This window comes from Streptomyces sp. DSM 15324, assembly GCF_001514285.1.
Taxonomy (GTDB): Bacteria; Actinomycetota; Actinomycetes; order Streptomycetales; family Streptomycetaceae; genus Streptomyces.
The window spans coordinates 600,499-623,834 of the sequence record NZ_KQ949026.1 but is presented as its reverse complement, the minus strand read 5'-3'; the positions used below and the strand labels follow the sequence as shown (position 1 = coordinate 623,834).

Sequence of the window (23,336 nt, the reverse complement as noted above, 5' to 3'; positions counted from 1 at the left end):
AGTTCTGAGGCAACGACCGTTGCCGGTTTGAGCAGAACGCATAATTACAAAGTGTGCTTGTTCGCTCGAAACCATTAGGGTTTCGGTGGTCATAGCGTGAGGGAAACGCCCGGTTACATTCCGAACCCGGAAGCTAAGCCTCACAGCGCCGATGGTACTGCAGGGGGGACCCTGTGGGAGAGTAGGACGCCGCCGAACAATCTTTGGGAAGGACCCCTGGTCCCCAGCGTTCAGCTGGGACCAGGGGTCCTTTCGTTTTTACAATGATTGCGGTACCGAAGACAGGAGTCACCGATGTCCACCAACTCTCCCGACGACCGGCCGGAGCGCGACGAGCGGCGACGGGACGGTGGGGATCGCGGCGATCGTGGCGGCTACCGCGGAGACCGTGACCGTGGCGATCGCGGGGGCTTCCGCCGCGACGACCGTGGTGACCGCGGTGGTTACGGCCGGCGGGACGACAACCGCGGTGGTGGGTACGGACGTCGGGACGACCGTGGTGACCGCGGTGACCGTGGCGGGTTCCGCCGCGACGACCGGCGGGACGACAACCGCAGTGGCGGGTACGGACGTCGGGACGACCGACGTGACGACCGCCGCGAAGGCGACCGTGGTCCCCGTCCCGCGTTCCAGCGCGACGACCGCGACCGCGGACCGCGTCGGGACGACCGGGACCGCGGGTTCCGGCGTGACGAGCGGCGGGACGAGCGCGGTGACCGACCGGCCTTCCGGCGTGACGACAACCGCGGCGGGTTCGGCGACCGTGACCGTGACCGGGGTGGTTACGGGCGCCGTGACGACCGGCGCGACGACCGGCGCGGCGATGACCGTGGCGAGCGCGGTGGGTTCCGGCGTGACGACCGGCGGGACGAGCGCGGTGACCGTCCCTCCTTCCGGCGTGACGACAACCGTGGTGGCTTCCGTCGGGACGACCGCCGTGACGACAGGCGTGACGACCGCCGGGATGATCGTCGGGATGACCGCGGTGGCGAGCGCGGCGGCTACCGCGGCGACCGCCCCGCCTTCCGGCGTGACGACCGGCGGGACGACCGGCGGGACGACCGCGGTGACCGCGGCGGGTTCCGCCGTGACGACCGCCGTGACGACCGCCGTGACGACCGCCGTGACGACCGGCGCGATGACAGGCGCAGTGACGACCGGGGTGGCTTCCGGCGGGACGACCGGGGTGACCGGCCGGCCTTCCGGCGGGACGACCGACGGGACGAGCGTGGTGGCTACCGCGGAGACCGTGGTGACCGGGGCGACCGGGCGGCCTTCCGGCGGGACGACCGAGGTGGGCGGCCCGGTGGCTTCCGGGGCCGTGACGACCGTCGGGACGACCGGCGTGGGGACGACCGGCGCGGTGGCGGTCGGTTCCGTGACGAGCGGGACCGCGACCGTGAGCCGATCAAGCGGCTGCCGATCCCCGCGGACGTCACCGGCGAGGAGATCGACAAGGACGTACGGCAGGAACTCCAGAGCCTGCCCAAGACGCTCGCCGACGACGTCGCCCGCAACCTGGTGATGGTCGCGCGGCTGATCGACGAGGACCCCGAGGGTGCCTACGGGTACAGCAAGGTGGCGCTGCGGCTCGCGTCCCGGGTCGCGGCCGTGCGGGAGGCGGCCGGGTTCGCGGCCTACGCGAACCAGAAGTACAGCGAGGCGCTCGCCGAGTTCCGGGCGGCGCGGCGCATGACCGGTTCGGTGGAGCTGTGGCCCGTCATGGCCGACTGCGAGCGTGGGCTCGGGCGGCCGGAGAAGGCGCTGGACATGGCCGGTGCCCCCGAGGTGCACAAGCTCGACAAGGCCGGCCAGGTGGAGATGCGGCTCGTCGCGGCCGGTGCCCGGCGTGACATGGGACAGCTGGACGCGGCCATCGTGACGCTCCAGAGCCCCGAGCTCGCCTCCAGCTCCGTACAGCCGTGGACCGCACGACTGCGGTACGCCTACGCGGACGCGCTGCTGGCCGCCGACCGTGAGAGCGAGGCGCGGGAGTGGTTCGCCAAGGCGGTCGAGGCGGACCGGGACGGCAGCACGGACGCCTCCGACCGGCTCGCCGAGCTGGACGGGGTGGACTTCGTGGACGCCCTCGACGAGGGCGAGGACGACGGTGAGTCCGAGGAGACGGAGACCGGGAACGGGATCGAGGCTCCGGGCGCTGACACGGGCGAAGCCGACGACAAGGACTGAGTGAGTAAGGGGCAGGTTCCGGACGGAACCTGCCCCTTTTGCGTTTCCGGGCGGTGATGGAGGCCGGTGTCGGCGGTCAGTCGGTCCGGCGGGTGTTGAGCCGGGCGGCCTGGCGCGTCAGGTGGTCGCGTTCGGCGAGGTTGGTCGCCTTGTGGGCCGCCTCGGCGTACAGGCGGGCCGCCGTCGTCAGGTCGCCGTCGCGTTCGTGGAGGTGGGCCGCGACGGCGGTGTGGCGGGGCAGGGAGTCGTCCAGGGCAGCGAGGGCCGCCAGGCCGGCGCGGGGGCCGTCGGCCTCGCCCACGGCGACCGCGCGGTTGAGGCGGACGACCGGGCTGTCGGTCAGCCGGGTGAGTTCGTCGTACCACTCGACGATCTGCACCCAGTCGGTCTCCTCGGCGGTGGGCGCGTCGGCGTGGAGGGCCGCGATGGCGGCCTGGGCCTGGAACTCGCCCAGCCGGTCGCGGGAGAGCGCCGTCTGGAGGATCCGGACGCCCTCGGCGATCGACCGGGTGTCCCAGCGGGCGCGGTCCTGCTCGGTGAGCGGTACGAGGCTGCCGTCGGGTGCCGTCCGGGCGGCGCGCCGGGCGTGGTGGAGCAGCATGAGGGCGAGCAGCCCGGACACCTCGGGGTGGTCGATCACGGCGGCGAGCTGCCGGGTGAGGCGGATGGCCTCGGCGGCGAGGTCGACATCGCCGGAGTAGCCCTCGTTGAAGACCAGGTAGAGGACGCGCAGCACGGTGGCGACATCGCCGGGCCGGTCGAGGCGGACGCCGGAGACGGTGCGCTTGGCGCGGCTGATCCGCTGGGCCATGGTCGCCTCGGGCACCAGATAGGCCTGGGCGATCTGGCGGGTGGTGAGCCCGCCGACGGCGCGCAGGGTGAGGGCGACCGCCGAGGAGGGTGTGAGCGAGGGGTGGGCGCAGAGGAAGTAGAGCTGGAGGGTGTCGTCGGCGGAGGGGGCGGGGCCGGGGTGCGGCTCCTCCTCGACACGGTCCTCGCGCCGGCGGCGGGCCGCGTCCGCTCTGCTCGCGTCGAGGAACTTGCGCCAGGCCACGGTGACCAGCCAGCCCTTCGCGTCCCGCGGCGGGTCGGCCGGCCAGCTGCGGACCGCCTCGACGAGCGCCTCCTGCACGGCGTCCTCGGCCGCCGCGAAGTCTGCTCCGCGGCGGACGAGGACGGTGAGCACGCTCGGCGTGAGGCTCCTGAGCAGGGCCTCATCCATGGGCGTCGCACTCCGGGACGGTGGGCGGCGCGGCCAGGAAGGGGCGCACCTCGAGCCACTCGTGGATCGGCCGGCCGCCCGCGCCGGGTGCGGCGGACAGTTCCCCGGCCAGTTCGACGGCGCGGTCGTGGCTGTCGACGTCGATGATCATCCAGCCGGCGATGAGGTCCTTGGTCTCGGCGAACGGGCCGTCGGTGACCGGCGGACGGCCCTCGCCGTCGTAGCGGACCCACTGCCCTTCCGGGGCGAGGGCCTGGCCGTCGATGAACTCGCCGGTCTCCTCGAGTCGGGCGGCGAAGTCGTTCATGTACCGGATGTGCGCCGAGATCTCCTCCGGGGTCCACTTGTCCATCGGCACGTTGTTGACCGGTTCCGGGGCGCCGCGGTAGTGCTTCAGCAGCAGGTACTTGGCCATGGTGTGTCTCCTCGGTGCTGTGCGACCCATTCTGGTCGCGTTCACAGCGGGGACGGAGCCCGACGCGGGTTCTCGACATCGTCCGCGAGGTTTTCCGGGAATTTTTTTCGTGGGCCGTTCGCGGGGTGTCAGACGTCCAGGGCCCGCAGGACGAGACCGGAGGCCGGTTTGGGGCCGAACGACGTCGATTTGCGGGGCATGGTGACGCCCTGGCGGGCGAGGTCGCGCACGACCTCCTCGCGTACGGGGTGGAGGAGGACCGCGGTGGTGCCGCCGCGTTCCGCCTTGCGGACGGTGGCGGCGGTGTCGTGGATGTAGGCGATGCGGGTCGGGTCGTCCTCGGGGACGTGCCAGACGTGGGCGAGGAGCGTGGCGTGCAGGACGGTCGCGTCCAGGGTGCGCCAGGCCTGCGGGCGGTCCTGGGGGACCGTACGGGCGAGGAGGGCCGGGTCCGGGCGGTCGAGGAGGTGGAAGGTGCCGTCGCCGGCGAGCAGGAAGGCGTTCCCGGCGCAGGCCGCGTCCGCCAGGGCTTCGAGTGCCTCGGGGAGCGGCACCCGCAGGTGCCGGACGCGGAAGAGGTCGCGTACGGCGGTGAGGGCGTCGGCGACCGGCAGGCCGTGCAGGAGGCGGTGGATGGCGCGGACGCGCAGGGGGTAGCGGGCGGTGTCGACGAGGAGGACGAGGCCGTGGTCCCAGGGGCTGGGGGAGGGGTGGGCGGCGCGCAGCCGGCGGTAGGTGGCCCAGCGGTGGTGGCCGTCGGCGATCAGGGCCTGGTGGTGGGCGAGGTCCGCCTGGACGAGGGCCTGCTCGGCGGGGTCGGTGATCGCCCACAGGCGGTGGTGGTAGCCGTCCGCGGTGGTGGTGGCGAGGAGTGGGGGGCGCTCGGCGGTGCGGTCCACGATCCCGGCCGCCGTGCCGTTGCCGTGGTAGGTGAGGAGGAGGGGCTCCAGGTTGGCGTAGGTGGCGCGCATCAGGGCCGCGCGCTCCGCCACGACCGGCTCGATGACGTCCTCGTGCGGGAGGACGATGCCCTCCGCGGGGTCGGAGACGCGCAGGGTGCCGATGAGGCCCCGCTGGAGCATGCCGTCGGCGTGCCGCTGCTCGTAGACGTACAGGGCGGGCTCGGGGTCGGCGGTCAGGACGCCCTCGGCGAGCCAGCGGCGCAGGGCGTCGGCGGCCTGTCCGTTGCGGGCGCTGGGGGTGGTCGCCTGGGGGAGGATCAGCCGGACGATGTTGTGGGGGTCCGCGTCCTGGAGTCGGTGCAGGCCGTCGGGGCGGACGACGACGTCGTACGGCGGGGAGGTGACGGCGGCGAGGCTGCCGACCCGGTCGGGGTCGTAGCGCAGGCCTCGGAACGGGGTGAGTTCCAGGCCCCGGGGCGCCGTTGCTTCCGAGTGACCTGCAGTGTTCATCCCGGCATCGTACGTGTGTCGGTGGCGTGCGGGATGATCGGGGGAAAGCGGAACGACCGAGGAGCGATGTGGAATGAGCCGGAGCGTCAGGACGAGGCCCGAGGGCAGTGGGCAGGCCCTGAGCGAGGCGTACGACACGGCGCTGCTCGATCTGGACGGGGTGGTGTACGCGGGCGGGGCCGCGATCGTGCATGCCGTCGAGTCGTTGGCGGCCGCCCGTGCGGGCGGGATGCACCTGGCGTACGTCACCAACAACGCGCTGCGGACGCCCGACACGGTGGCCGGGCATCTCACCGAGCTGGGCATTCCGACGGGTGCCGAGGACGTCATCACCTCGGCTCAGGCGGTGGCGCGGCTGATCGGCGAGCAGGTGCCGGCGGGGGCGCGGGTGCTGGTGATCGGCGGGGAGGGGCTGCGGGTCGCGCTGCGGGAGCGGGGGCTCGTCCCGGTGGAGTCCGCGGACGACGATCCGGCGGCGGTGGTGCAGGGGTTCGGCGGTCCCGATCTGCCGTGGGGGCGGTTCGCGGAGGCGTCGTACGCCGTGGCGCGCGGGGTGCCGTGGTTCGCGTCGAACACCGATCTGACGATTCCGAGCGGGCGGGGGATCGCGCCGGGGAACGGGGCGGCGGTGGAGGTGGTGCGGATAGCGACCGGTGCCGAGCCGCAGGTCGCGGGCAAGCCGCTGCCTCCGATGCACCGGGAGACGATTCTAAGGACGGGCGCCGAGCGGCCGTTGGTGGTCGGGGACCGGCTGGACACCGACATCGAGGGGGCGTTCAACGGGGAGGTGGACTCGCTGCTCGTCCTGACCGGGGTCACCGACGGGGCGCAGCTGCTGGCGGCGCCGCCGCAGCACCGGCCGACGTTCGTGGACGCCGATCTGCGCGGGCTGCTCACCGGGCAGCCGGAGGTCACCCCGGCCGGGGACGGGTTCCGGTGCGGTGGGTGGACGGCGACCGCGGGGAAGGAGCGGGTGGAGCTGGACGGGGACGGCGAGGCGCTGGACGGGCTGCGGGCGCTGTGCGCGGCGGCCTGGACGGCTGCGGGGCAGGGCAGTTGCGCGCTGGACGGGGGCAAGGCGCTGGCACGGCTGGGGTTGTGAGGCGCCGCCCAGGAGCCCCGCCACTCAGGAGCCCATCTGTTTGGGTAGGCTAACCTAACTACGTGTTGGTCGACAGTGTTCCCGAACAGCGCGCGGAGAGCGCCCCCGCGCCTCCCGCCCGCAAGGCGGTCCGTTCCGTCGGGCTGCTTCTCGCGGTGGCGGTCCTCGCCCTGGTGGCGGTGGCGAGCATCGCCGTCGGGGCCAAGGAGCTGTCCGTCGCCCAGGTGTGGCACGGACTGTTCGCGGACTCCGGGACGTACGCCGACGTCGTCGTCGACGAGCGGCTGTCGCGGACCGTGCTCGGGCTGCTGGTCGGGGCCGCGCTGGGGCTGTCCGGTGCGGTGCTCCAGGCCCTGACGCGCAATCCGCTGTCCGACCCGGGCCTGCTCGGGATCAACGCGGGTGCCTCGGCCGCCGTCGTCACCGCGATCACCTTCCTCGGGGTGACGAGCCTGAGCGGGTATGTGTGGTTCGCGTTCCTCGGGGCGGCCGCGGTCGGGGCGCTGGTCTGGTTCCTCGGCGGGAGCCGGGGGGCCACGCCCGTGCGGCTCGCGCTCGCGGGTACCGCGATCAGCGCCGCGCTGTACGGCTACCTCCAGGCCGTGATGATCATGGACGACGCGGCGCTGGCCAGGATGCGGTTCTGGACGGTGGGTTCACTGTCCTCGGCGACCGACGGCACGATCCGTCAGGTGCTGCCCTTCCTGGCGGCCGGCACGGTCCTCGCGCTCGCCCTCGCCCGGCCGCTGAACGCGGTGGAGATGGGCGACGACACCGCCAGGGCGCTCGGCGCGAACCTCGACCGCACCCGGGCGCTGGCCATGCTCGCCGCGACCGTGCTGTGCGGGGCCGCGACCGCCGCCTGCGGGCCGATCGTGTTCGTCGGGCTGATGGTCCCGCACATCGTCCGCTCCTTCACCGGCCCCGACCTGCGCTGGATCATGCCGTACGCGGCGCTCCTGTCCCCGGTGCTGCTGCTGGGCTCCGATGTGCTCGGCCGGGTCGTGGCCCGCCCCTCGGAGGTCCAGGTCGGCATCATCACCGCGATCATCGGCGGGCCGGTCTTCATCTTTCTCGTACGACGGCGGAGGACGGCCCAGCTGTGAGGACCGCGGAGACAACCGGGACGACGGCCGGGGAGGCGAACGGGGAGGCGAACGGGGAGGCGGGAGGGAAGGCGACGGGGGCGCGTGCGCTGCGCACGCCGGGCGGGCTGTCGGTGCGGCTGGACGCGCGGTCCCTGGTGGTCGTCGCGCTGCTGCTGGCCGCCGCGTTCGCCGCGAGCGTGGTGCTGATCGGCACCGGCGACTTCCCGATCTCGTTCGGAGACGTCGTCAGGACCCTGTTCGGCGAGGGCAATCCCGGCCAGGAGCTCATCGTCAACGAGCTGCGGCTGCCCCGGGTGCTGGTCGGGCTGCTGGTCGGGGCCTCGCTGGGGCTGGGCGGGGCACTGTTCCAGGCCGTGTCGCGCAATCCGCTCGGCAGCCCCGATGTGCTCGGCCTCGGCCAGGGGGCGACCGCCGGCGCGCTCGTGATGATCGTGCTGTTCTCCGGGACCACCGCCCAGGTCACCGTCGGCGCGCTGGTCGGCGGGCTGGTGACCGGGGCCGCGATCTATCTGCTGGCGTGGAAGCGGGGTGTGCACGGCTACCGGCTGGTGCTCGTCGGCATCGGCGTGTCGGCGGTGGCGACCGCGGTCAACGGCTATCTGATCACCAAGGCCGACTTCGTGGACGCGGCGCGGGCCGTCGTCTGGATGACCGGAACCCTCGACGGGCGGGACTGGAAGCAGGTCTGGCCGCTGCTCGCCCTGGTCGGGGTGCTCGTCCCGCTCGTCCTCGGCCACGCGCGCGGGCTGCGGATGATGGAGATGGGCGACGACGTCTCGCAGGCGCTCGGCGTACGTGTGGAGCGCGTCCGGCTGGTGCTGATGGTGTCGGCCGTGCTGCTCACCGCCGCCGCCACCGCCGCGGCGGGGCCGGTCGGCTTCGTGGCGCTCACCGCGCCGCAGCTCGCCCGCCGTCTCACCCGCTCGCCCGGCCCCAACCTCGTGGCCTCGCTGTGCATGGGCGCCGCCCTGCTGGTCACCGCCGACTGGGCCTCGCAGCGGCTGTTCGGCGACGGACGGCTGCCCGTGGGCGTGGTCACCGGGGTCCTCGGCGGGCTCTATCTGCTGTGGCTCCTCGTCACCGAGCGCCGGGCGGGCCGGATATGAACCAGAACAACCCAGGGAGCACCGTGAACCGCCTCTCCGCCGAGAACGTCACCCTCGCCTACGACCAGCGGATGATCGCCGAGCAGCTGTCGGTGGACATTCCCGACCACTCCTTCACGGTGATCGTCGGCCCCAACGCGTGCGGCAAGTCCACGCTCCTGCGGGCGCTGTCGCGGATGCTGAAGCCGTCCCGGGGGCGGGTGCTGCTCGACGGACAGGTCATCCAGTCCCTGCCGGCGAAGAAGGTCGCGCGCACGCTGGGCCTGCTGCCCCAGTCGTCGATCGCGCCCGACGGGATCACCGTCGCCGACCTCGTCGGCCGCGGCCGCTACCCGCACCAGGGCATCCTGCGTCAGTGGTCGGCCGAGGACGAGCGGGTCGTCCGGGAGTCCATGACCCGGACCGGCGTCGCCGAGCTCGCCGACCGGTACGTCGACGAGCTGTCCGGCGGGCAGCGCCAGCGGGTGTGGATCGCCATGGCCCTCGCCCAGCAGACGCCCCTGCTGCTGCTCGACGAGCCGACCACCTACCTCGACATCCAGCACCAGATCGACGTCCTCGACCTGTGCGCCGAGCTCCACGAGGACCAGGGCCGCACGCTCGTCGCCGTGCTGCACGACCTCAACCACGCGGCCCGGTACGCCACCCATCTGATCGCGCTGAAGGGCGGCGAGGTCATCGCGCAGGGCGCGCCGAACGACGTCGTCACGGCCACTCTGGTCGAGGAGGTCTTCGGCCTGCGCTGCCAGGTCATCGACGACCCGGAGACCGGTACGCCGCTCGTGGTGCCGGCGGCGCGCAGGGCGCGGGCCGGGGCGCCGCGGGCGGTCGCTACAGAAGTTTCCTGAGCTGGAACAGGTCCCGCAGGCCCGCCTCCAGCTTCACCCGCCCCGAACCCCACGCCTTCGCGAAGTTCAGCTCGCCGTGCACGAGGGCGACCAGGTCCTCACCCGTCATGGTCAGCCTGATCTGGGCCTTCTCCCGCGGAGGGCCCTGAAGGGTGTCCTGGACGACGATCCGGCCGCCCGTCATCCGGCCGACGAAGGTGACGTCCAGGTCCGTGATCCGGCAGCTCACCGAACGGTCCAGGGAGGTGGCCTCCCGCACGTCCCCTTCGGCGCTGCCCATGTTCTCCGAGAGCTTCTCGAGTGCCGCACGGCACTCCTCGATCGTGGCCATGGCGATCGACGGTACCCCAGGGGTTCGGGGTAGCGTCTGGGCATGAGCGACACAGCGCCGGAGAACGAGGCCGCACCGGACCCGGCCGCCGAGGCCGAGACCGAGACCGACCCCGCCGCGCCCGCCCCGCTGGCCGTCCCCCGCACTCCGACCGGAAACGCCGAGGTCGACGCCCAGCTGGACCGGCTGGCCGACGCCGACCACCTCGCCACCGACGGACACCTCGAGGTGTACGAGGATGTACACCGGGGGCTGCGCGACGCGCTGACCGCGCTCGACGCCCGCCCGGGACCACCGGCGCCCTCACCCTCGCACGGCATTAGGAGCTGAACCGAACGTGGCAGGAGTCGCACGTCGCCGTCTGGACGCGGAGCTGGTCCGCCGCAAGCTCGCGCGCTCGCGGGAGCACGCCGGGCAGCTGATCGCCGCGGGGCGGGTCACCGTCGGCAAGACCGTCGCGACCAAGTCCGCCACCCAGGTGGAGACGGCCGCCGCGATCGTGGTGGCCGTGGCCGACGACGACCCCGACTACGTCTCCCGGGGCGGCCACAAGCTCGCCGGGGCGCTGAAGGTCTTCGTACCGCAGGGGCTCGTCGTCGAGGGGCGGCGGGCGCTGGACGCCGGGGCGTCCACCGGTGGGTTCACCGATGTGCTGCTGCGGGCCGGTGCCGCGCACGTCGTCGCCGTCGACGTCGGATACGGACAACTCGCCTGGTCTCTGCGCAGCGATGAACGCGTCACCGTCAAGGACCGTACGAACGTACGCGAGTTGACGCTTGAAGCGATCGATGGGAAGCCAGTGGATCTTGTCGTGGGGGACTTGTCCTTCATCCCGCTCGGGCTGGTGCTGCCGGCCCTCGAGCGGTGCACCGGGCCGGACGCGGACCTGGTGATGATGGTCAAGCCGCAGTTCGAGGTGGGGAAGGAACGGCTCGGCAGCGGAGGCGTCGTGCGCAGCCCCGAGCTGCGGGCCGAAGCGGTGCGCGGCGTTGCCGGCAAGGCGTGGGACCTCGGGCTCGGGGTGAAGGGGGTCACCGCCAGTCCGCTGCCCGGGCCGTCGGGCAATGTCGAGTACTTTCTCTGGCTCCGGGCCGGGGCGCCTGCCCTGGACCCGGCCGACGTTGACCGTGCAGTTGCGGAGGGGCCGCGTTGACCGAGAACCGAACCCGTACCGTCTTCCTCCTCGCCCACACGGGCCGGCCCGCCGCCATCCGCAGCGCGGAACTGGTGGTGAAGGGGCTGCTGCGGGAGGGCATCGGAGTGCGCGTCCTGGAGTACGAGGCCTCCGACCTGCATGTGCCGGACGAGGTGGAACTGGTCGCCGAGGCCACCCCGGACTGCCTGGAGGGGTGTGAGCTGCTCATCGTCCTCGGCGGTGACGGGACGCTGCTGCGGGGCGCCGAGTTCGCGCGGGCGTCCGGGGTGCCGATGCTCGGCGTCAACCTCGGCAGTGTCGGGTTCCTCGCCGAGGCCGAGCGGGACGACCTCGACAAGGTCGTCGACCGGGTGGTCAGCAAGGCGTACGAGGTCGAGGAGCGGATGACCGTCGATGTCGTCGTGCACCGCAACGGCGACATCGTGCACACGGACTGGGCGCTGAACGAGGCGGCGGTGCAGAAGGCGGGCGCCGAGAAGCTGCTGGAAGTGGTGCTGGAGATCGACGGGCGGCCGGTGACCGGGTTCGGTTGTGACGGCATCGTGCTGTCCACGCCGACCGGGTCGACCGCCTATGCCTTCTCCGCGGGCGGCCCCGTGGTGTGGCCCGAGGTCGAGGCCCTGCTGATGGTGCCGATCAGTGCGCACGCGCTGTTCGCGAAGCCGCTCGTGACCTCGCCGAACTCCGTGCTGGCCGTGGAACTGCTGCCGCACATTCCGCCGGGTGTGCTGTGGTGCGACGGGCGGCGCACGTTCGAGCTGCCGCCGGGGGCCCGTGTGGAGGTGCGGCGGGGGGCGGTGCCGGTGCGGTTGGCGCGACTGCACCACGCGTCCTTCACCGATCGGCTGGTGGCGAAGTTCGCGCTGCCCGTCTCCGGGTGGCGGGGGGCTCGGCATTAGCGGTCGGTAGGGGGGCGGGGGACCGGTGGCGGCCGCGGCGCCGTCCTGAGTGGTTTCGCGCGGTTCCCCGCGCCCCGAAGAACCAACCTCCACCCGCCCGGGTGACAGGGTGCCTCGCACTCTTCGGGTCGGACCTCGTAAGGTCTTCTCCGTGTTGGAGGAGATGCGGATACGGTCGCTCGGAGTCATCGACGACGCGGTCGTCGAGCTGTCGCCCGGGTTCACCGCCGTCACCGGTGAGACGGGTGCCGGCAAGACCATGGTGGTCACCAGCCTCGGGCTGCTGCTGGGCGGGCGCGCCGATGCCGCGCTCGTAAGGATCGGCGCCGAGCGGGCGGTGGTCGAGGGGCGCATCGCTGTGCCCTCGGGCGCCCCGGTGGTCGTACGGGCCGAGGAGGCCGGGGCCGAGCTCGACGACGGCGCGCTGCTGATCAGCCGTACCGTTTCCGCGGAGGGGCGGTCCCGGGCGCACGTCGGCGGGCGCAGTGTGCCGGTGGGCGTGCTGGCCGAGCTGGCCGACGAGCTGGTGGCCGTGCACGGGCAGACCGACCAGCAGGGGCTGCTGAAGCTGTCCCGGCAGCGGCAGGCGCTCGACCGGTACGCCGGGGACGCCGTCGCCGTGCCGCTCGCCAAGTACACCGAGGCCTACCGGCGGCTGCGGGCCGTCGCCGTCGAACTGGACGAGATCGTCACCCGCGCGCGTGAGCGGGCCCAGGAGGCCGACCTGCTGCGCTTCGGCCTCGACGAGGTGTCCGGCGTCGAACCGCGCGCCGGGGAGGACGTGGAGCTCGCCGAGGAGGCCGAGCGGCTCGGGCACGCCGAGGCGCTGTCCTCGGCCGCCACGGCCGCGCACGCCGCGCTCGCGGGCAATCCGGAGGACCCCGAGGGCATCGACGCCGCGACCCTGGTCGCGGGCGCCCAGCGGGCCCTGGAGGCCGTGCGGTCCTACGACCCGAGGCTCGCCGCGCTCGCCGACCGGATCGCGGAGATCGGGATCCTGCTGGGGGATGTGGCCGGAGAGCTCGCCGGGTACGCCGACGACCTCGACGCCGACCCGCTGCGCCTCGCCGCCGTCGAGGAGCGGCGCGCCGCGCTCACCGCGCTGACCCGCAAGTACGGGCCGGACGTGAACGCGGTGCTGGCGTGGGCCGAACAGAGCGCCGCCCGGCTGACCGAGCTGGACGGCGACGACGAGCGGATCGGCGAACTGACCGCGGAGCGGGACGCGCTGCGGACCGAACTGGGCGGGCTGGCGCAGGCGCTCACGGACGCGCGGACGGCGGCCGCCGAGAAGTTCGCGGCCGCGGTGACGGCGGAGCTGGCGTCGCTCGCGATGCCGCACGCGCGCGTGTCGTTCGCGATCCGGCAGACCGACGACCCGGAGGGCGTCGAGGTCGGCGGACGGACGGTCGCCTACGGGCCGTCCGGCGCCGACGAGGTCGAGCTGCTGCTCGCCCCCCATCCGGGCGCCCCGCCCCGGCCCATCGCCAAGGGTGCCTCGGGCGGTGAGCTGTCGCGCGTGATGCTGGCCGTGGAGGTCGTGTTCGCGGGGACCGACCCCGTGCCGACGTACCTCTTCGACGAGGTCGACGCGGGCGTCGGCGGCAAGGCGGCGGTCGAGATCGGGCGACGGCTCGCCAAGCTCGCGAAGTCCGCCCAGGTGGTCGTGGTGACCCACCTTCCGCAGGTCGCCGCGTTCGCCGACCGGCAGCTGCTGGTCGAGAAGACCAACGACGGGTCGGTCACCCGGTCCGGGGTGAAGGTCCTGGAGGGCGAGGAGCGCATCCGGGAGCTGTCCCGGATGCTGGCCGGGCAGGAGGACTCCGAGACGGCCCGGGCGCACGCGGAGGAGCTGCTCGCGACGGCCCGCGCGGACGCGTAGGGGCGGACGCGGTAGGGGCGGATTCGTCGGGACGGAGCCCTGGGCCTCTGGGCCCCTCGGACCCGGGAGCGGGACCCAGGGGACGTAATCGAACGGATCCCTGAGTTTCTTCGCTCGTGTGGGTGACTTGTGCGGCCGTGTCGCCGGTGGTCAGGCGGCAGGGCGGCACGGAACACCCGTGCGTGCTGGCATCCTTGGGCGCGGTACGTGGAGGAAGCCGTTCCTCCGTGACCGTCCTACGCCGAACCAGGAGCCCCGGCCACGTGAGCAGCCACTCACCGCACGGCCAGTCGCCGCTGCGCACCGTGCAGGTGCTGGGCGGCGGCAACGCCGGCAGCAGCGCACACGTGCGCTCCCTGGCCGCGGGGCTCGTCGCACGGGGCGTGCGGGTGACGGTGTGCGCCCCGTCCGAGGCCGAGCACCTTTACGACTTCACGGGCGCCGGCGCCGCACACGTGCACGTGCCGCGCAGCAGCGACCCGGGGTCCGTGGCCGCGCTGCGGGCGGCCTGCGCGGACGCCGACGTGGTCCACGCGCACGGGCTGCACGCCTCCTTCCGGGCCGTCCTGGCCCTGGGCGGGCGCCCCACCCCGCTCGTCGTCACCTGGCACGGCCGGGCCCGCGCCGAGGGAGCCCGCGCGCATCTGCTGCGGCTGCTGGAGCGGCGGGTGGCGAGAGCGGCCGCCGTGGTCCTCGGCACCACCTCCGACCTGGTCGACCGGGCCCGGCGCACCGGCGCCAGGGACGCCCGGCTCGCCGCCGTGGCGCTGCCCGGGCCGGGCGTGGCCGGTGACGGCTCCGAGGACGACGAGGAGCCGCACTGCAAGGTGCGGGCCGAACTCGGCGCGATCGGCCGCCCGCTGCTGATGGCCGTCGGTTCGCTGGAGAGGCACCGGGGCTACGACCTGCTGCTGGACGCCGCGCACGCCTGGTGCCGGCTGGACCCCGTGCCGCTGGTCGTCATCGCCGGGGAGGGCCCGCTGCGTCCGGCGTTGCAGCAGCGCATCGAGTCCGAGGAACTGCCGGTCCGGCTGCTCGGGCGGCGGGAGGACGCCGGCGCGCTGCTCGCGGCCGCCGACCTCGCGCTGCTGCCGGGCGCCGAGGAGGCCCGCTCGGTCCTCGCGCAGGAGGCCCTCCACGCGCGCGTGCCGCTCGTCGCCGCCCGGGCCGGCGGGATCCGCGAACTCGTCGGCGAGGCCGCCGTACTCGTCCCGCCCGACGACGCACAGGCCTTCGCCGAGGCCGTCGTCCGGCTGCTCGGCGATCCGGACCGGTCCGAGCGGCTGCGGGACCTCGGGACCCGCCAGGCGGCCACCTGGCCCACCGAGGACGAGACCGTCGCCCAGGTCCTGAGCGTCTACGACGAGCTGACCCAGCCGGTGCCGATGCTCTGACCCCGCGCGGTGCGCTGTGGCATCGGGCATCGGGCATCGGGCATCAGAGACCGGGCATCGGGCATCAGTGCCTCAGGGCAGATGCCGGCGGGCGCGCAGGGCCAGGCTGAGGGCCAGGACCGTCTGCGGGTCGTCCAGGTCGGTGCCCAGCAGTTCGCCGATGCGGGCGAGGCGGTTGTAGAGCGTCTGGCGGTTGAGGTGCAGCTCGCGGGCGGTCTCCGCCTTGCGGCCCGCGTGGGCCAGATACGTCTCCAGGGTGGGCAGCAGCGGCGGCTTGGCGCGTTCGTCGTGCTCGCGGACCGGGCCGATCGCGCGGTCCACGAACGCCGCCAGGTCCGGGTGGTCGCGCAGCCGCCACAGCAGCAGGTCGATGTCGAGGCGGCGGGCGTCGTACCAGGGGCGGTCCGGCAGGCCCTGGGCGGCGGTCGCCGTCTCTGCCGCGTGCCGCAGGCCCGCCGAGGCCGCCGTCCAGCCGCCCGCGACCCCGACCACCACGACCGGCGGCGGGGCGCCCGGCCGCCGCATCCCGGCCCGTTCCACCCCGGCCCGCAGCGCCGCCGCGACCCGGTCCGCGACCGCGGGACGCTCCGGCTCCGACCGCAGCCCCACCAGCAGCGGCACCCTGCCCTCCACCGGCCGCACGCCCAGCAGCACCGGCACGCCCACCGACGCCAGCTCCTCGGCGACCGCCCGGGCCAGCACCGCCCAGCCCCCGCCGGGGGAGAGCGTGTCGCCCAGCCGCATCACCACCGGCAGCAGCGGGCCCGCACCGGGCTTGAAACCCAGCACCCGGGCCTGCGCGGGGGCGTCCTCCGCGGTGATCCGGCTCTCGGCGAGATCGGTCAGGAAGTCGCCCCGGCCGCGAGCCGCCAGCTCCTCCTCCTGACGGGCCTGCATCAGCACCACGGCCAGGATGCCCGCCGCCCGCTCCGCGGCCATCCGGTGCACCGGAGCGAGCGGGCCGCGCACGGGGAGCAGCACGAGCCGCGCGCGGACCGCACCCGCCCCCGGCCCGCCCCCGGGCACGTCCACCAGCACCGACCCGGCGGGCGGCGGCGCGTCCTTGCGGGGGCCGCGCAGCCCCTCCCACACCTGGAGCGGATCCGCCCCCTCCGGTCCCTCTCCGGCGGCGTACAGCAGCTGCCCGTCCGTCGTCTCCAGGAACACCGGGTTGCCGCCGAAACCGGCCAGGATGCCCAGCACCTGAGGGATCCCGCCGCCGCCCAGCACCGCCTCGGTGCAGCGTCGGTGCACCTCCTCCGCGCGCTGGAGCAGGGCGTAGTGGCCGTTGACGATCTCGGTGTGGATCTCCTCCGTGACCGTCACGAACGGCACCTCGCGGTGCAGCTGCACCAGGGGCAGGCCGTGGGCCCGCGCCGTCTCCACCAGGGTCGCGGGCAGCCGGGTGAAGCGCGGGCCCAGCTCGATCACCAGGGCCGCGATGCCCCGGTCGGCCAGGGTGCGCACGAACGCCCGCTGCTCGGCCGGCCGGGTGCCGAGGCCGTACCCCGTGGTCAGCAGCAGCTCGCCGCCCTTGAGCAGGGAGGCGATGTGCGGGACCTCGCCGGCGTGCACCCAGCGCACGGTCCGCCCCAGCCGGTCCGCGCCCGCCAGGACCTCGGGCAGCCCGCTGCGCAGGCCGGGCAGTTCCAGGGCCCGGCGCACGGTGATGCCGGCGTCCTGGCTGTCGGGTCGGTGGTGCTCCGTACGGCTGTCCATGCAGCGGACGCTACCTGCGCGGACGCACCGGCAGACAGCCGAGAGGCCGGTCAGGCGGGCTTGATGTTGTGGTTGAAGCGGAAGACGTTGTCGGGGTCGTAGTGCCGTTTGACGTCCGCGAGCCGCCGCGCGTTCTCCGCGCCGAGGCCGGCCACGACCCGGTCGGTACCCTCGTCGCCGATGAAGTTGAGGTAGACGTCCCCGGTGCTCCACGGCCGGGCGTCGGCCCGTACGTCCCGTACCCACGCCACGCAGCGCTCGTCGTCGGCCGGATCCTCCCAGAGCCCGAAGGGGTGCACGCCCCAGGGCGCGTCGCGGAACGGCACCGGGTAGTCGTGCGGGCCCGCGGCGATCGCGCCGCCCTGCGGGAACAGCGCGTGCATGGTGCCCGTCGGCACCGGCACGGACTCGCCGCGGGCGCAGAAGACCTCCACGAACGCGTCCGGTACGCCGGTCAGGTACTCCGCCGACCAGTAGTTCCGCATGCCCGGCGGATCGTCCAGCATGCACTGCACCTCGGCGTACGGCATCGCGCCGACGATCGCCACCTCGTGGGGCAGCGCCAGCATCGGCTCGGCCAGCTTGCGCAGATCGGCCTCGGACCCGGCGAACGTCACCAGGGTCCCGACCAGCAGGGAGCCGACCAGGTGCGGCGGGACGAATTCGGCCGGCGGCCCGGTGAAGTAGACGACCATGCCGCTCGCCTCGTCGGGCGCGGACGCGATCAGCTCGCGGTAGGTGCGGGTGACCTCGGGGCCGAACTCGGGCCGGTGCAGCAGCAGCGCGATCGAGAAGTCGGGCAGGTCGTGCAGGCCGAGGGTGAGCGCGGTGGCGACGCCGAAGTTCCCGCCGCCGCCGTGCAGCGCCCAGAACAGCTCCGGGTTGTCCTCGGCGTCGGCGTGCGTCCGGGTGCCGTCGGCGGTGACGAGGTCCACGCCGAGCAGGTTGTCCACGGCCAGGCCGAACGTGCGGTCCAGCCAGCCGGAGCCGCCGCCGAGGACGAACCCGCCGACACCGGTGGTGGAGGCCCGCCCGCCGGTCGTGGCGAGGGCGAAGGGGGCGCAGGCGCGGTCCAGGTCGCTCATGGTCGCGCCGCCCGCGATCCGCACCGTGCGGGCCTCGGGATCGACGGTGACCGCCCGCATGTGCCGCAGATCGGCCACCACCGCGCCGTCGCCCAGGGCGCTGCCCGCCACGCTGTGCCCGCCCCCGCGCACCGCGACGGGCAGGTCCAGATCACGGGCGAAGCGGACCGTCCGGACGACGTCCGCCTCGTCCACACACTGCGCGATCACCGCCGGACGACGGTCGACCATCGCGTTGAAGACGGTGCGGGCCTCGTCGTAGCCCGGGTCGTCCGGGGCGAACACGTCGCCCGACAGTTCTTCGCGCAGCGCGGCCAGCGCCGCGCCCGCCTTCGACGGGGAGGCCATGGGGCGCCCCCCTTCCGTGCAGGGGCAGTATGACCTTCCCAGACTAGGCGCGCACGGCGCGGGCTTCCTGTTCGGCGGTTGCGCCTCAGCCCCCGTAGGCGCCCGACGCCGTCAGCCTCAGGGCCGTGTCGATCAGCGGGACGTGGCTGAAGGCCTGGGGGAAGTTGCCGACCTGGCGCTTGAGACGGGGGTCCCATTCCTCGGCGAGCAGGCCGAGGTCGTTGCGCAGGGAGAGCAGCTTCTCGAAGAGCTTGCGGGCCTCGTCGACGCGCCCGATCATCGCCAGGTCGTCGGCCATCCAGAACGAGCAGGCGAGGAAGGCGCCCTCGTCGCCGGGGAGGCCGTCGACGCCTTCGTTGTCGCCGGAGGTGGGGTAGCGCAGGATGAAGCCGTCCGGGGTGGACAGCTCCCGCTGGATCGCCTCGATCGTGCCGATGACCCGCTTGTCGTCGGGCGGCAGGAAGCCCATCTGGGGGATCAGCAGCAGCGACGCGTCCAGCTCCTTGGAGCCGTACGACTGGGTGAACGTGTTGCGTTCCTTGTCGTAGCCCTTCTCGCACACGTCCCGGTGGATGTCGTCGCGCAGCTCGCGCCACCGCTCCAGCGGGCCGTCGGCGTCGCCGGACTCGATGAGCTTGATGGTGCGGTCCACGGCGACCCAGGCCATGACCTTGGAGTGCACGAAGTGGCGGCGCGGGCCGCGCACCTCCCAGATGCCCTCGTCGGGGGCGTCCCAGTGCTTCTCCAGGTACCGGATCAGCTTGAGCTGGAGCAGGGAGGCGTAGTCGTTGCGGGCGAGGCCCGTCATGTGGCCGAGGTGCAGGGCCTCGGTGACCTCGCCGTAGACGTCCAGCTGGAGCTGGTGCGCCGCACCGTTGCCGACCCGGACCGGGGCGGAGTTCTCGTAGCCCGGCAGCCAGTCCAGCTCGGCCTCGCCCAGCTCGCGCTCGCCCGCGATGCCGTACATGATCTGCAGGTTCTCGGGGTCGCCGGCGACCGCGCGCAGCAGCCACTCGCGCCAGGCGCGGGCCTCCTCGCGGTAGCCGGTGCGCAGCAGCGAGGAGAGGGTGATCGCCGCGTCGCGCAGCCAGGTGTAGCGGTAGTCCCAGTTGCGGACGCCGCCGATGTCCTCGGGCAGGGAGGTGGTGGGGGCCGCCACGATGCCGCCGGTGGGGGCGTAGGTGAGGGCCTTGAGGGTGATCAGGGAGCGGATCACCGCCTCGCGGTAGGGGCCGTGGTAGGTGCAGTGCTCCACCCACTCGCGCCAGAACTCCTCCGTCGCCTCCAGCGACTGCTCCGGCTCCGGCAGCGGCGGCGGCTGCTTGTGCGAGGGCTCCCAGGAGATCGTGAACGCGATGCGGTCACCGGGGGCGACGGTGAAGTCCGCGTACGTGGTCAGCGACTTTCCGTAGGTCTCGGCGGTCGTGTCGAACCACGCCGAGTCCGGGCCCGCGACGGCGACCGTGCGGCCCTCGTGCTTGTGCACCCACGGGACGACCCGGCCGTAGGAGAAGCGCATCCGCAGGGTGGAGCGCATCGGGACGCGGCCCGTGACGCCCTCGACGATACGGATCAGCTGGGGCGCGCCGTCGCGCGGGGGCATGAAGTCGGTGATCCGGACCGTGCCGCGCGGGGTGTCCCACTCGGACTCCAGGATCAGCGAGTCGCCGCGGTAGGTGCGCCGGGCTGCCGTGGGCGGCTGGGTGTCGGCGGCGTGGGCCGGGCCCAGGCGCCAGAATCCGTGTTCCTCTGTGCCGAGCAGACCGGCGAAGATCGCGTGCGAGTCGAAGCGGGGCAGGCACAGCCAGTCCACTGTCCCGTCACGGCAGACCAGGGCAGCGGTCTGCATGTCTCCGATGAGTGCGTAGTCTTCGATGCGCCCGGCCACGTGCAACTCCAGTCGAACGGCCACGTCACCCCCACGCGAACGGGGGCTGTCGCTTATTTGCGGTCAAGGGGTCGTTGTAATGCGTCGTTGAGCGATGAAGCAAAGCAGTCGCTCCGCCGTATGGGCAAAACGCCAATTGTTGCTCAACGAACTGACGAGCTCTCGTTGTTCCGGTGGTCACGGGCTGGGGTGTGCCGTCTTGCCGGCCGGGCTCGGCAGCGAGTGTCCGAGCAGGATACGACGCACGTAGATGATCTGTGTGTCGCTCCGGGCAACGTGTGTACGCCGAACGGGTGAGCCACCGGTGTGAAGCCCGTAAGAAGTAGTGTGCCCGGCCCGCGCGAACGGCGCGCCCGGTGTCGGCGCGTACCCGGAGCGTGACCGGAAGCCATCCCGCCGAGGCGCTGATACCCTGGTAGCCCGTGGACCGGTGGGCTCGAAACCCCCGAACCGCAGCGACCCCAGACCGCGACCACGGGAGCCCCCTCTTGGCCATGCCGCCGAAATCTACGACGACCAAGCACATCTTCGTCACCGGGGGTGTCGCCTCCTCTCTCGGCAAGGGCCTGACCGCCTCCAGCCTGGGCATGCTGCTCAAGGCGCGCGGTCTGCGCGTCGTGATGCAGAAGCTCGACCCGTACCTGAACGTCGACCCGGGCACGATGAACCCCTTCCAGCACGGCGAGGTGTTCGTCACCAACGACGGCGCCGAGACCGACCTGGACATCGGCCACTACGAGCGCTTCCTCGACCGCGACCTCGACGGCTCGGCGAACGTCACCACCGGCCAGGTGTACTCCACTGTGATCGCCAAGGAACGCCGCGGCGAGTACCTCGGTGACACCGTGCAGGTCATCCCGCACATCACCAACGAGATCAAGCACCGCATCCGCCGCATGGCGACGGACGAGGTCGACGTCGTGATCACCGAGGTCGGCGGCACGGTCGGCGACATCGAGTCGCTGCCGTTCCTGGAGACCGTCCGCCAGGTGCGGCACGAGGTCGGCCGGGACAACGTGTTCGTGGTGCACATCTCGCTCCTGCCGTACATCGGCCCGTCCGGCGAGCTGAAGACCAAGCCCACCCAGCACTCCGTGGCCGCCCTGCGCAACATCGGCATCCAGCCCGACGCGATCGTGCTGCGCTGCGACCGCGAGGTGCCCACCGCGATCAAGCGCAAGATCTCGCTGATGTGCGACGTCGACGAGGCCGCGGTCGTGGCCTGCCCGGACGCGCGGTCCATCTACGACATCCCGAAGACCGTGCACGGCGAGGGCCTGGACGCCTATGTCGTCCGCAAGCTGGACCTGCCGTTCCGCGACGTGGACTGGACGACCTGGGACGACCTGCTCGACCGCGTCCACAACCCCGACCACGAGATCACCCTCGCCCTGGTCGGCAAGTACATCGACCTGCCCGACGCCTACCTCTCGGTCACCGAGGCGCTGCGCGCGGGCGGCTTCGCCAACAAGGCCCGCGTGAAGATCAAGTGGGTCACCTCCGACGACTGCAAGACCCCGGCCGGCGCCAAGGCACAGCTCGCCGACGTGGACGGCATCTGCATCCCGGGCGGCTTCGGCGACCGCGGGGTGCTCGGCAAGGTCGGCGCGATCCGCTACGCCCGCGAGAACAGGATCCCGCTGCTCGGTCTCTGCCTGGGCCTTCAGTGCATCGTCATCGAGGCGGCCCGCAACCTCGCCGACATCGGCGACGCGAACTCCACCGAGTTCGACGCGGCCACCGCGCACCCGGTCATCTCCACCATGGCCGAGCAGCTCGACATCGTGGCGGGCGAGGGCGACATGGGCGGAACGATGCGCCTGGGCATGTATCCGGCCAAGCTGGCCGAGGGCTCCATCGTCCGTGAGGTCTACGACGGCAAGGAGTACGTCGAGGAGCGGCACCGCCACCGCTACGAGGTCAACAACGCCTACCGCGCCGAGCTGGAGAAGAAGGCGGGCATCCTGTTCTCCGGCACCTCGCCGGACGGCAAGCTCGTCGAGTACGTCGAGTACCCGCGCGACGTCCACCCCTACCTGGTCGCGACCCAGGCCCACCCGGAGCTGCGCTCGCGGCCCACGCGCCCGCACCCGCTGTTCGCGGGGCTGGTGAAGGCTTCCGTCGAGCGGAAGAATTCCAAGTAACACACCAGCTTGTACGGTGGCCGGGGTGCTTCCCTTCAACGGGGAGCACCCCGGTTTTCGTTCGTGCACGTCGAAGGAGTACAGGGCATGACGATCAAGGACACCCCCGAGGGGTGGGAGATCCGCTCGACGGAGACCCCCTTCGTGGGCAACAAGACCTCCGTCCGCACGGACGAGGTGGTCATGCCGGGCGGCGGTGTCGTCCGCCGCGACTACCAGGTCCACCCGGGTTCCGTGGCCGTCCTCGCCCTCGACGACGAGGACCGGGTGCTGCTGATCAAGCAGTACCGCCACCCCGTGCGGCACAAGCTCTGGGAGATCCCGGCCGGCCTGCTCGACGTGCCCGGCGAGAACCCGCTGCACGCGGCGCAGCGCGAGCTGTACGAGGAGGCGCACGTCAAGGCCGAGGACTGGCGGGTGCTGACGGACGTGTACACGACTCCCGGCGGCTGTGACGAGTCCGTACGGATCTTCCTCGCCCGGGGGCTGTCCGAGGCGGACGGGCGGCGTTTCGAGGTGGAGGACGAGGAGGCGGACATGGAGCACGCGCGCGTGCCGGTCGACGAGCTCGTCCGGGCGGTGCTCGCGGGCGACGTGCACAACAACTGTCTCGTGGTGGGCGTGCTGTCCTTCGCGGCCGCGCGCGCCGGGGACGGCCTCGACGCGCTCCGCCCCGCGGACGCGCCCTGGCCGGCCCGCCCGTTCACGGCCTGAACCGCGGTCGCGCTCGGGGGCGGGAGGCGGTGTCGTAAATGGCTGTGGGCCGTCGTGCATGGGGCCGAGGGGGCGCGTCGCAGGCGGTTGTGGCCGTCGTGCTCGTGTTCGTGCTCGGGACGCGCGGTGGTGTCGCACGCGGCTGTGCGGTGTGGCGCTCGGGACCGTGAGGTGCGGCGTGCACGGCCGTGGGCCGTGGGACGTGGGGCCGCGAGGCGGTGTCCTCCACGGCTGTGGCCGTCGCGCACGTGGCCGCCTGCCGTCAGCGCTCCCGATCGTGGCCGTCGCGCGCGGTCGCGGGCCGTCGTCCGGCACAGCCGCGGGCCGTCGTCCCACGCGCCCGCCGGCCGTCGTCCCGCACGCCGCGAGCCG

19 protein-coding genes and 1 rRNA gene are annotated in these 23,336 nt (G+C 73.1%); 13 read left to right on the top strand and 7 right to left on the bottom strand.

Annotated elements, in window-relative coordinates:
* The first annotated feature begins 81 nt into the window (after window positions 1-81).
* Together rrf and AQJ58_RS43820 are read left to right on the top strand one after the other, a co-directional pair.
* Window positions 82-198: ribosomal RNA gene (gene rrf / locus AQJ58_RS16790) — 5S ribosomal RNA — on the top strand.
* Between the two features lie 1,218 nt (window positions 199-1,416).
* Entirely contained in the window at window positions 1,417-2,190 is a 774-nt protein-coding gene (locus AQJ58_RS43820) for a tetratricopeptide repeat protein (protein WP_234360071.1), read from the top strand.
* A gap of 76 nt (window positions 2,191-2,266) precedes the next feature.
* On the opposite strand, the gene AQJ58_RS16775 is transcribed toward AQJ58_RS43820, so the two are convergent.
* The 3 genes from AQJ58_RS16775 to AQJ58_RS16765 all read right to left on the bottom strand — a co-directional run bounded on the left by AQJ58_RS16775 (window position 2,267) and on the right by AQJ58_RS16765 (window position 5,239).
* Entirely contained in the window at window positions 2,267-3,412 is a 1,146-nt protein-coding gene (locus AQJ58_RS16775; RefSeq protein ID WP_067250866.1) for an RNA polymerase sigma factor, read from the bottom strand.
* On the bottom strand, window positions 3,405-3,827 hold the full coding sequence (locus AQJ58_RS16770; protein WP_067250864.1) for a YciI family protein: 423 nt from the start codon (window positions 3,825-3,827) through the stop codon (window positions 3,405-3,407). The genes AQJ58_RS16775 and AQJ58_RS16770 overlap by 8 nt, the downstream gene beginning before the upstream one ends.
* A gap of 128 nt (window positions 3,828-3,955) precedes the next feature.
* Window positions 3,956-5,239: a DUF1015 family protein gene (locus AQJ58_RS16765; protein ID WP_067250862.1), complete on the bottom strand. Its 1,284-nt coding sequence runs from the start codon at window positions 5,237-5,239 to the stop codon at window positions 3,956-3,958.
* Between the two features lie 73 nt (window positions 5,240-5,312).
* Here AQJ58_RS16765 and AQJ58_RS16760 point away from each other — a divergent pair, with 73 nt between their 5' ends.
* The 4 genes from AQJ58_RS16760 to AQJ58_RS16745 all read left to right on the top strand — a co-directional run bounded on the left by AQJ58_RS16760 (window position 5,313) and on the right by AQJ58_RS16745 (window position 9,404).
* On the top strand, window positions 5,313-6,341 hold the full coding sequence (locus AQJ58_RS16760) for an HAD hydrolase-like protein (RefSeq protein WP_067250860.1): 1,029 nt from the start codon (window positions 5,313-5,315) through the stop codon (window positions 6,339-6,341).
* A gap of 62 nt (window positions 6,342-6,403) precedes the next feature.
* Entirely contained in the window at window positions 6,404-7,447 is a 1,044-nt protein-coding gene (locus tag AQJ58_RS16755; protein WP_067250858.1) for a FecCD family ABC transporter permease, read from the top strand.
* Window positions 7,448-7,536: 89 nt separating this feature from the next.
* Complete coding sequence (locus AQJ58_RS16750; RefSeq protein ID WP_067250958.1) at window positions 7,537-8,556, top strand: FecCD family ABC transporter permease; 1,020 nt, start codon at window positions 7,537-7,539, stop codon at window positions 8,554-8,556.
* Window positions 8,553-9,404: an ABC transporter ATP-binding protein gene (locus tag AQJ58_RS16745; protein WP_079078969.1), complete on the top strand. Its 852-nt coding sequence runs from the start codon at window positions 8,553-8,555 to the stop codon at window positions 9,402-9,404. The genes AQJ58_RS16750 and AQJ58_RS16745 overlap by 4 nt, the downstream gene beginning before the upstream one ends.
* On the opposite strand, the gene AQJ58_RS16740 is transcribed toward AQJ58_RS16745, so the two are convergent.
* Window positions 9,388-9,735 (bottom strand): SCP2 sterol-binding domain-containing protein, encoded by a 348-nt coding sequence (locus AQJ58_RS16740; RefSeq protein WP_067250852.1) that lies wholly within the window; start codon window positions 9,733-9,735, stop codon window positions 9,388-9,390. The two genes, AQJ58_RS16745 and AQJ58_RS16740, sit on opposite strands and share 17 nt — an antisense overlap.
* 42 nt (window positions 9,736-9,777) lie before the next feature.
* On the opposite strand from AQJ58_RS16740, the gene AQJ58_RS16735 reads away from it, so the two are divergent.
* The 5 genes from AQJ58_RS16735 to AQJ58_RS16715 all read left to right on the top strand — a co-directional run bounded on the left by AQJ58_RS16735 (window position 9,778) and on the right by AQJ58_RS16715 (window position 15,066).
* Complete coding sequence (locus tag AQJ58_RS16735; RefSeq protein ID WP_067250849.1) at window positions 9,778-10,065, top strand: hypothetical protein; 288 nt, start codon at window positions 9,778-9,780, stop codon at window positions 10,063-10,065.
* A gap of 7 nt (window positions 10,066-10,072) precedes the next feature.
* On the top strand, window positions 10,073-10,888 hold the full coding sequence (locus tag AQJ58_RS16730) for a TlyA family RNA methyltransferase (RefSeq protein WP_067250846.1): 816 nt from the start codon (window positions 10,073-10,075) through the stop codon (window positions 10,886-10,888).
* Window positions 10,885-11,790, top strand: coding sequence for an NAD kinase (locus tag AQJ58_RS16725; protein WP_059203299.1), 906 nt, complete (start codon window positions 10,885-10,887; stop codon window positions 11,788-11,790). The genes AQJ58_RS16730 and AQJ58_RS16725 overlap by 4 nt, the downstream gene beginning before the upstream one ends.
* A gap of 163 nt (window positions 11,791-11,953) precedes the next feature.
* Entirely contained in the window at window positions 11,954-13,672 is a 1,719-nt protein-coding gene (recN, locus tag AQJ58_RS16720) for a DNA repair protein RecN (protein ID WP_067250843.1), read from the top strand.
* Window positions 13,673-13,935: 263 nt separating this feature from the next.
* Window positions 13,936-15,066, top strand: a complete 1,131-nt coding sequence (locus AQJ58_RS16715) for a glycosyltransferase family 4 protein (protein WP_067250840.1) — start codon at window positions 13,936-13,938, stop codon at window positions 15,064-15,066.
* Window positions 15,067-15,138: 72 nt separating this feature from the next.
* Here the strand turns inward: AQJ58_RS16715 and AQJ58_RS16710 are convergent, their stop codons facing one another.
* From AQJ58_RS16710 to AQJ58_RS16700, 3 genes are all read right to left on the bottom strand, one after another.
* On the bottom strand, window positions 15,139-16,785 hold the full coding sequence (locus tag AQJ58_RS16710; RefSeq protein ID WP_067250838.1) for a PucR family transcriptional regulator: 1,647 nt from the start codon (window positions 16,783-16,785) through the stop codon (window positions 15,139-15,141).
* Between the two features lie 50 nt (window positions 16,786-16,835).
* Window positions 16,836-18,218, bottom strand: a complete 1,383-nt coding sequence (locus AQJ58_RS16705; protein WP_067250836.1) for an FAD-binding oxidoreductase — start codon at window positions 18,216-18,218, stop codon at window positions 16,836-16,838.
* 85 nt (window positions 18,219-18,303) lie between these two features.
* Entirely contained in the window at window positions 18,304-20,106 is a 1,803-nt protein-coding gene (locus AQJ58_RS16700) for a glycoside hydrolase family 15 protein (RefSeq protein WP_067250833.1), read from the bottom strand.
* 494 nt (window positions 20,107-20,600) lie between these two features.
* Here AQJ58_RS16700 and AQJ58_RS16695 point away from each other — a divergent pair, with 494 nt between their 5' ends.
* Entirely contained in the window at window positions 20,601-22,250 is a 1,650-nt protein-coding gene (locus AQJ58_RS16695; RefSeq protein WP_067250830.1) for a CTP synthase, read from the top strand.
* An 87-nt stretch (window positions 22,251-22,337) separates the two neighbouring features.
* Window positions 22,338-22,964, top strand: coding sequence for an NUDIX domain-containing protein (locus AQJ58_RS16690; RefSeq protein ID WP_067250827.1), 627 nt, complete (start codon window positions 22,338-22,340; stop codon window positions 22,962-22,964).
* Window positions 22,965-23,336 lie beyond the last annotated feature (372 nt).